This is a genomic window from Streptomyces himastatinicus ATCC 53653 (assembly GCF_000158915.1).
In the GTDB taxonomy this organism is placed as follows: domain Bacteria; phylum Actinomycetota; class Actinomycetes; order Streptomycetales; family Streptomycetaceae; genus Streptomyces; species Streptomyces himastatinicus.
Genome location: NZ_GG657754.1, coordinates 5844592 through 5852458 on the forward strand (window position 1 = coordinate 5844592; position 7867 = coordinate 5852458).

Below are 7867 nucleotides of genomic sequence, written 5' to 3' on the forward strand. Positions count from 1 at the left end.
CGGCCGCGCTCATGCCGTCACCGTCCTTTTTCGCACCAGCGTGACCAGGAACGGGACGCCGATCGGGGCCGTCATCACACCCGCCGGGACCTCGCTCGGCGGGAAGACGAGGCGGCCCACCACGTCCGATATCAGCAGCATCACCGGGCCGATCAGGGCGGCCATCGGCAGGACCCAGCGGTGGTCCGTGCCCACCACCGCCCGCGCGAGGTGCGGGACCGCGAGGCCGACGAAGGCGATCGGGCCCGCGGCGGCGACACCGACGCCCGTGAGGACCGTCGCGCCGAGGCCCGCGAGGACGCGGACGACCGCGATGTTCTGGCCGAGTCCCTTCGCGACGTCCTCGCCGAGCGCCAGCGCGTCCAGGCCGCGGGCGGCAGCGGCCACCAGCACCGTGCCCACCAGCAGGAACGGCCAGATCTGGGCGGCGATCTCGGCGTCGCGCCCGGCGAGGGAGCCGATCTGCCAGAACCGGAACTCGTCCAGCGCCGCGGCCTTCGTCGTCAGCACGCCCGAGGTGACGGACACCAGCAGGGCGTTGACGGCGGCCCCGGCGAGCGCGAGCTTGACCGGGCTCGCGCCGCCCCGCCCGCCGGAGGCGATCGCGAAGACGGCGACCGAGGCGAGGCCCGCGCCTGCGAAGGCGAACCACACGTAGCCGGTGAGCGTGTGCACCCCGGCGAAGGCGATCGCGAGCACGACCCCCACCGAGGCGCCCTGGCTGACGCCGAGCACACCGGGGTCGGCGATCGGGTTGCGGGTGACGCCCTGCATCACGGTGCCCGCCATGGCGAGCGCCGCGCCGACCATCAGGCCGACGACCGTACGCGGCAGCCGCAGCGACCGCACGATGTCGGCGGCGTCGCTCGTACCCCCGTGCAGCAGCGCGTCCAGGACCTGGCTCGGCGCGATCTGGCGGCTGCCGAGGGCGAGGCTGAGCAGCACCGCGAAGAGGAGGGCGACGACGGCTGCGGCCGTCCAGCCGACGCGGCGCCGGACCAATCCGGCTCTGGGACTTCGGCTGCTGGCCCGGTCGGCAGACATCGCTTCCGTTCGATCGTTCGATTCTCGCGCGTGAGATCGGCGCAGGTAAGGCGACGCTTAGTGTATGCAAGGGCCAGGCACAATGACGGGCATGGCTGTACCGAGCACTTCCACCCTGACCGTCGGCTTCGACCTCGACATGACCCTCATCGACTCGCGCCCCGGCATCAAGGCCGCCTACGTGGAGCTGTCCGCCCGGACCGGAACCCCCATCGACGCCGAACTCGCCATCACCCGGCTCGGCCCGCCGCTGGAACAGGAGCTGGCGCACTGGTTCCCGGACGAGCGGATCCAGGAGATGGGCGACCTGTACCGGTCGCTGTACCCGGAGTTCGCGATCCCCCCGACCCTCGCCATGCGCGGCGCCCGGGAGGCGATAGCGGCGGTGCGGCGGGTCGGCGGGCGCGCCATCGTCGTCACGGCGAAGCACGAGCCCAACGCCGAGCTGCACCTGAGCCACCTGGGCATCGAGGCGGACGCGGTCATCGGCTGGCTGTGGGCGGAGGCCAAGGCGGAGGCGCTGCGCGAGTACGGGGCGTCGGTGTACGTCGGGGACCACACCGGTGACGTTCGGGGTGCGCGGACGGCGGAGGCGCTGTCGGTGGCGGTCGCCACTGGGCCGTGCGCCGTGGAGGAGCTGCGCGAGGCGGGGGCGGACGTCGTGCTCGACGACCTGACCGCGTTCCCGGCGTGGCTGGAGGGCCACACCGCGGCGTAACCCGCTGCGCGCGATTACGGCTTGTGGTGCGCGACCCGGGCGACCCGGGCGGCCTCGCGCCGCTGCGCCGCGATCGACCGCAGCATCCCGGCGGCCGCGAGCGCGAAGCCGACGCCCATCAGCATGCAGACGAAATACGCCACCGACGGCAGCGGATCGGCGCCCAGGAACAGGGGCGCGACGGTCGCGAGAGTGGCGACCGCGCCGACGGCGAAGACAATCACACCGATCCGGACGAGCCGGTCACCGGGAGCCTCATCACTGGTTCCGCTGTGCGGGGTTTCGTTGCTCACCGCTCCAGGGTAGATCGGTGCCAGAGCGCGCATGCCAACCACCCGGAACCACCCGGGTACGTCTTGTCACCAGGCTCGGGACCATTAGCCTTGGTGTGGCGGGTCTTACGACCCGCTGTAGTGCTATCCAGAGCTCTTTTTCCGTGTTTTCCGACGAGCGACGAGGACGAGGACAGACGTGCCTACCGGCAAGGTCAAGTGGTTCAACAGTGAGAAGGGTTTTGGCTTTCTCTCCCGCGATGACGGCGGTGACGTCTTCGTGCACTCGTCGGTGCTCCCGGAAGGCGTGGATTCGCTGAAGCCGGGGCAGCGCGTTGAATTCGGTGTTGTCGCGGGAAACCGCGGTGACCAGGCGCTTTCGGTGACGCTTCTCGATCCGGCACCGTCCGTGGCGGCCGCGCAGCGGCGCAAGCCGGACGAGCTGGCGTCGATCGTCCAGGATCTGACCACTCTGCTGGAGAACGTGACGCAGCAGTTGGAGCGCGGCCGTTATCCCGACAAGGTGCACGGCCACAAGATCGCGGGGATGCTGCGGGCCGTGGCCGACCAGCTCGATGTGTGATGCGTAAACCGCGCCGATAGCCGATAGGCGAACGTAAAAGCGAACGGAATTAGGCGAATTCCAGAGCGTCCGGGCCGAGGGGCGGTACGAGCCCCTCGGCCGCCGCGCGTGTGAGCAGTCCGCGCACCGCCGCGTAGCCGTCCTCGCCCAGGTCCGCGGTGAACTCGTTCACGTACAGCCCGATGTGCTGGTCCGCGACCCGCGGGTCCATCTCCTGGGCGTGCTCCAGGACGTACGGACGCGAAGCCGCCGGGTCGTCCCAGGCCATCCGGACCGACGTACGGATGGCGTCGGCCAGTTCGCGCAGCCGCTCCGCGCCCAGCGAGCGCTTGGCGATGATCGCGCCGAGCGGGATGGGCAGCCCGGTGGTCAGCTCCCAGTGCTCGCCCATGTCGGCGAGGCTGTGCAGGCCGTAATTCTGATAGGTGAACCGCGCCTCGTGGATGACGAGTCCGGCGTCGACCAGACCGTCCCGTACCGCGGGCATGATCTCGTGGAACGGCAGCACCCGGATCTCCCCGACCCCGCCCGGCACCTCGGCGGCGGCCCACAGCCGGAAGAGCAGATACGCGGTCGACCGCTCGCTCGGCACGGCGACCGTCTTGCCCGCGAGGTCCTTCGCCGCGCCCGGTTCCCGGGTGAGCACCAGCGGGCCGCAGCCGCGCCCGAGCGCACCGCCGCACGGCAGCAGCGCGTAGTCGTCGAGCACCCAGGGCAGCACCGCGTACGACACCTTCAGCACGTCGGACTCGCCGCGCTCGGCCATCCCGTTGGTGATGTCGATGTCGGCGAACGTGACGGCCGGTGCGGGCGCACCCGGGACCCGGCCGTGCGCCCAGGCGTCGAAGACGAAGGTGTCGTTCGGGCAGGGCGAGTAGGCGATCGTGAGCGGCTGGGCTGCCGACTGGGTCACTGCTGGCTTCCTTCCAGGTCCAAGTCCGGGTCCAAATCCGGGGTGCGGAGGGCGGGCGCGGCCCGCGTGAACGCCTCCGCCAGGGCGTCGAGTGCCTCGCCGATGCGCCAGGCCGCCCGGTCGCGCGGGCCGACCGCGTTGGAGACGGCCCGCACCTCCAGTACGGGTACGGACTGCGCGGCGGCCGCCTCGGCCACCCCGAAGCCCTCCATCGCCTCGGCGACGGCGCGCGGATGGCGGCCCAGGAGCGTGTCGGCCCGCTCGGCGCTGCCGGTCACGGTCGACACGGTGAGCACGGTGCCGCGTACGGCCCCGGTCGCCCCGGCGACGGCGGTGACGAGGGCGGGCGGCGGCCGGTGTTCGACGGTGCCGAAGCCGAGGTCGGTGACGGCGGCGAAGCCGTCGGGGGTCTCGGCGCCCAGGTCGGCGGCGACGACGGCGTCGGCGACCACGACGGAGCCCAGCGGGGCGTGCGGCGCGAAGCCGCCGCCGATACCGGCCGATACGGCGAGGTCGTACGGGGCGCCCCGGACGGCGGCGACGGTCAGCGCGGTGGCGGTAGCGGCCGCCGCGGCTGCCGGTCCGACCCCTGCGGCCAGCACATCGACGGTGCTGCCCATCTGTACCCGGTGCAGCACCCCGCCGGGCACGGCGACTTCGGCAGCGGAGGCGGCGTCGTCGGCCGTGCCGCATCCGCGGACGACGGCGTCCCGTTCCGCGGGGACGGCGGTGACGATCAGTACGCGCATCAGCGCCTCCCGGCTGTCGTGCCGCGGACCGAGTGCACGGGGCGACGTGAGGTCAGCTGTCCCGTTCCAGCTTGAAGCGCCAGATGCCCTTCACGCCCTGGGTGCCGTCGCCGAGCTGGGCGACGGTGACGGTGACGCTCTTGGACATGGTGGTCTGCCCGGTCTGCGGGTTCTGCTGCGCGAAGAGCGTGTCGCTGTCGAAGCTGCGGTACGTCTCCTTGCTCGGCTCGGCCATGACCGGGTTGTTGGCGATCAGGCCCCAGGTGGATTCGGCGATCTCCGGGTCCACCCCGATCCGCACCTTGTCCCCGGCGCCCACCTTGACGATGTCGGCGGGCTTGGCGGACAGGCACTTCTTGAACGTGCCCGAGCCGAGGTTCTTCCCGTCGCCGAAGCAGCCCTTGCTCGCCTCCGCCGTCACGGTGCTCGAACCGACCGTCACCGTCGCGAGCGGAGTCGGCTTGTCGCAGGCGGAGAGGGCGATGAGCCCGAGGGCAACGGCGCAGGCGGCGGTGGCGGCCCTGCGGCCCTTGCCCCTGGAAAACAGCGCAGCGGTCATGCGGGCAGGCTATCGGGCCCTTCCCGCCGCCCGGCGCCGGGGTAGCGGATCGAGGGCGCGCAAGGCGTCACGCCGCCCGGGACGTCATGCCACCCGGGGCCGCGCTGTGGTGTGCCGGGCCGCGGACAGCAGCCCACGGACGCTCAGGGCCACGCCCAGCGCGATCATCGTCGCGGCGGCCGCCATGCCCACCACCCCGCTCAGCGGCAGCGAGATGCCCACCGAGCCGCCGATCACCCACGCGATCTGGAGCGTGGTCTCGGAGCGGGAGAACGCCGACGTACGGACCTCCTCGGGTACGTCCCGCTGGATCAGCGCGTCCAGCGACAGCTTGCCCAGCGCCATCGAGATGCCCGCGGTGGCGGCCACCGCGGTGACCGTCACCACGCCGTACAGCACCGCTGAGAAGACGATCACGCCGAGGGCCGAGGTCAGCACCACCGCGATGATCCGCTCCGGGCCACGCGCCCGCAGCCAGGCGCCGATCGCCGTGCCCAGCGCGTTGCCGCCGCCCGCCGCGACCACGACCAGGCCGAGCGAGAGCTCGGGGGTCAGCCCGCCCACCGGATGCTCGCGGAGCAGGAAGGCCAGGTAGAGGGTGAGGAAGCCGGACAGCGCCTTGAGCGAGGCGCAGGCCTGGAGCGCGTGCAGGACGGACGGGCCGACCGTCCGCAGCCCGGGTTTCCGGCCACCGCGCCCGCCCAGCCCCCAGCCCGATCCCCCGCCCGATCCCCCGGCGAACCAGCGGCCGAACCGCCCGCCGCCCGGGCCCGGGTTCGGGGTCGCGGTCGGGGGCGGGGTCGGCTTGGGGTCGGCGACCGTCACCACCTCGGGCGCCGTCGTGGGCACGGCCTTCGGCCCCGCCGCGCGGTGCCAGGGCGCGCGGTGCCCCGGGGGCCGGTGCCCGGCCGTGCGGTGCCCGAAGTGGTGCTCGCCCGACGTCAGCCGCGCCTTGGCCTCGCCCTTCGCCGAATCCACCTTGTGCGGCAGCGTGAAGGACAGGAACGCCCCGCCCATGAAGACCACGAACGCCCCGTACAGCGGCCAGCCCGGCCCCAGCTGATGCAGCCCGGCGCCCAGCGGCGCCGCCACCCCGGTCGCCAGCAGCCCGGCCAGGGTCACCCGGGAGTTGGCCTTGACCAGCGAGAAGCGGGGCGGCAGCAGCCGCGGTACGACGGCCGATCTGACGACCCCGTACGCCTTGGACGCCACCAGCACGCCCAGTGCCGCCGGATAGAGTTCGAGGCCGCCGCCCACCACCGCGCCCGCCATGGTCAGCGCGAGCAGCGCGCGGATCAGCATCGAGCCCGCCATCGCCGCGCGGCGGCCGTGCGGGATGCGGTCCAGCAGCGGGCCGACCACGGGCGCGAGAACGGCGAACGGGGCCAGGGTGATCGCCAGGTAGAGGGCGACCCGGCCGCGCGCCTCGTCCGTCGGCACCGAGAAGAAGACCGTCGAGGCGAGCGCGACCGTGATCAGCATGTCACCGGCGGAGTTGACCGCGTGCAGCTCGATCAGCTTGCCGAGTCCGGACTCGCCCGCCCCGTGGGCGTGGGTGGCCCGCCGGATGCCGCGGCCGGTCGCGGTGAACGGCAAATGGAGGGCGCGGCCGAGCAGGCGGCCCGATCGTCTGACCGGGCCGTCCTCGTGGAACCGCATGCCTGCCACCCGACCATGGTGCCGCCAAGCTGCCCGCAACGTGAGACCTACGACGGCTTTCTGGTCGTGCCGTCTTGTTCCCTCACCCGCACAACCCCCTTCTGGCCAGGGAAAACGACCATCCGGTGGGTGTGTCCACGAACGCCGGACACAAGACGGGGGTGGGGGCGGCGCGGCCGGACAAGGTAGCGTGCGTTACGCGCCATCCACGGTCGTTCCTGGCCACGCGCCGAGTCGCCATCCCGCAGAATGGGACGTACAAGGTGCGCCCGAGGCCGGATCGGGTGCGGACGTCGACGCGGTCCTACGGTCCGCTCCGTCCGCAGTCCCGCCGTCCGGCCGTGCGGCTGGCGCACTCGTCAGACGACGGCTGAGACGGCGTGGAAGAGAGAATCGATCCTGTGAGTGCTGCGATGCGGAGCCGTACCCCCGACCGCCTGTGCGCCGAGGCGGTCGAACTCGCCCGCGAGGCGGCGGCGGAAGCGGCCCGTCCGGGGACGGTCGGCGAGCACGTGGGGGCGATCGCCGAGGGCGACCGCGTCGTCACGCATTTCTTCGAGAGCGCCGAGGCGGGCTATCGCGGCTGGCGCTGGGCGGTCACCGTCACCCGCGCCTCCCGCGCGAAGATCGTCACCCTGGCCGAGACGGTGATGCTCCCAGGCCCCGACGCGCTGCTCGCCCCCGAATGGGTGCCGTGGAGCGAGCGGCTGCGCCCCGGCGACATGGGACCGGGCGATCTGCTCCCCACCGAGGCCGAGGACCTGCGCCTGGAGCCCGGTTTCACGGGCGAGGACGCCCCGCCGCCCAACTCCGTCATCTCCGAGGAGATGGAGCAGCTCGCGGCGGTGGAGGAGGCCGATGTGACGGCCGGTCCGCCGTCCGCCCAGACGGCCCCGCCCGTCACCGGCACCATCGCGGCCCTCGCCGAGGAGCTGGGCATGCGCCGCGCCCGGGTGCTCTCCCGCTACGGGCTGCACGTCGCCGCCGACCGCTGGGACGAGGCGTACGGCGCCAAGTCCTCCATGGCGCAGGCGGCCCCCGGCACCTGCGTGACCTGCGGCTTCCTGATGCCTCTCGCGGGCTCGCTGAAGCAGGCGTTCGGCGTGTGCGCCAATGAGTTCAGCCCGGCGGACGGCCGGGTGGTCTCCCTGGCGTACGGCTGCGGCGCCCACTCCGAGGCGGCCGTCATGCCCAAGCCCCCGCGCCCGGCCGAGCCGGTGATCGACGAGACGCTCGTCGAGCCGATGCCCCTGCACCCGGACCGCACCGGCGGCTCGGTGGAGCCGGACGCCCCGGCGGAGGAACTGGGCCACTCCTGACCCCGGGGCAGCGGCAGCGCCCCGGCTCGCCCCGACCCGCCCACGGCGCGG

General features: G+C 73.0%; 9 protein-coding genes. 3 read left to right on the plus strand and 6 right to left on the minus strand.

The genetic code is table 11. The features are described 5' to 3' along the window. Positions 1-9: 9 nt before the first annotated feature. Complete coding sequence (locus tag SSOG_RS24850) at positions 10-1044, minus strand: FecCD family ABC transporter permease (protein ID WP_009717005.1); 1035 nt, start codon at positions 1042-1044, stop codon at positions 10-12. 82 nt (positions 1045-1126) lie between these two features. Here SSOG_RS24850 and SSOG_RS24855 point away from each other — a divergent pair, with 82 nt between their 5' ends. Beyond that, complete coding sequence (locus SSOG_RS24855; RefSeq protein WP_425385431.1) at positions 1127-1762, plus strand: HAD family hydrolase; 636 nt, start codon at positions 1127-1129, stop codon at positions 1760-1762. A gap of 14 nt (positions 1763-1776) precedes the next feature. Here the strand turns inward: SSOG_RS24855 and SSOG_RS24860 are convergent, their stop codons facing one another. Further along, positions 1777-2055, minus strand: a complete 279-nt coding sequence (locus tag SSOG_RS24860) for a hypothetical protein (protein WP_039938615.1) — start codon at positions 2053-2055, stop codon at positions 1777-1779. A 178-nt stretch (positions 2056-2233) separates the two neighbouring features. Between SSOG_RS24860 and SSOG_RS57535 the strand changes: the two genes are divergently transcribed. Further along, positions 2234-2617, plus strand: a complete 384-nt coding sequence (locus tag SSOG_RS57535) for a cold-shock protein (RefSeq protein WP_009717008.1) — start codon at positions 2234-2236, stop codon at positions 2615-2617. Between the two features lie 49 nt (positions 2618-2666). Here SSOG_RS57535 and SSOG_RS24870 read toward each other — a convergent pair whose 3' ends face one another. The 4 genes from SSOG_RS24870 to SSOG_RS48895 all read right to left on the minus strand — a co-directional run bounded on the left by SSOG_RS24870 (position 2667) and on the right by SSOG_RS48895 (position 6497). Continuing rightward, positions 2667-3530 carry a 1,4-dihydroxy-6-naphtoate synthase gene (locus tag SSOG_RS24870; RefSeq protein WP_009717009.1) on the minus strand — a complete coding sequence of 288 codons (864 nt, stop codon included), beginning with the start codon at positions 3528-3530 and terminating at the stop codon, positions 2667-2669. Next, positions 3527-4279: a futalosine hydrolase gene (locus SSOG_RS24875; protein ID WP_009717010.1), complete on the minus strand. Its 753-nt coding sequence runs from the start codon at positions 4277-4279 to the stop codon at positions 3527-3529. The genes SSOG_RS24870 and SSOG_RS24875 overlap by 4 nt, the downstream gene beginning before the upstream one ends. A 52-nt stretch (positions 4280-4331) precedes the next feature. Continuing rightward, entirely contained in the window at positions 4332-4838 is a 507-nt protein-coding gene (locus SSOG_RS24880; protein WP_009717011.1) for a hypothetical protein, read from the minus strand. An 84-nt stretch (positions 4839-4922) separates the two neighbouring features. Then, complete coding sequence (locus tag SSOG_RS48895; protein ID WP_009717012.1) at positions 4923-6497, minus strand: MFS transporter; 1575 nt, start codon at positions 6495-6497, stop codon at positions 4923-4925. Positions 6498-6898: 401 nt separating this feature from the next. Between SSOG_RS48895 and SSOG_RS24890 the strand changes: the two genes are divergently transcribed. Then, positions 6899-7816, plus strand: a complete 918-nt coding sequence (locus SSOG_RS24890; RefSeq protein ID WP_009717013.1) for a DUF3027 domain-containing protein — start codon at positions 6899-6901, stop codon at positions 7814-7816. Positions 7817-7867: the final 51 nt, after the last annotated feature.

What these genes read in the sequence shown, in the direction of transcription:
- SSOG_RS24850 (WP_009717005.1), bottom strand. Translation starts at nt 1,044, where the DNA reads ATGTCTGCCGACCGGGCCAGCAGCCGAAGTCCCAGAGCCGGATTGGTC.
- SSOG_RS24855 (WP_425385431.1), top strand. Translation starts at nt 1,127, where the DNA reads ATGACGGGCATGGCTGTACCGAGCACTTCCACCCTGACCGTCGGCTTC.
- SSOG_RS24875 (WP_009717010.1), bottom strand. Translation starts at nt 4,279, where the DNA reads ATGCGCGTACTGATCGTCACCGCCGTCCCCGCGGAACGGGACGCCGTC.
- SSOG_RS24880 (WP_009717011.1), bottom strand. Translation starts at nt 4,838, where the DNA reads ATGACCGCTGCGCTGTTTTCCAGGGGCAAGGGCCGCAGGGCCGCCACC.
- SSOG_RS48895 (WP_009717012.1), bottom strand. Translation starts at nt 6,497, where the DNA reads ATGCGGTTCCACGAGGACGGCCCGGTCAGACGATCGGGCCGCCTGCTC.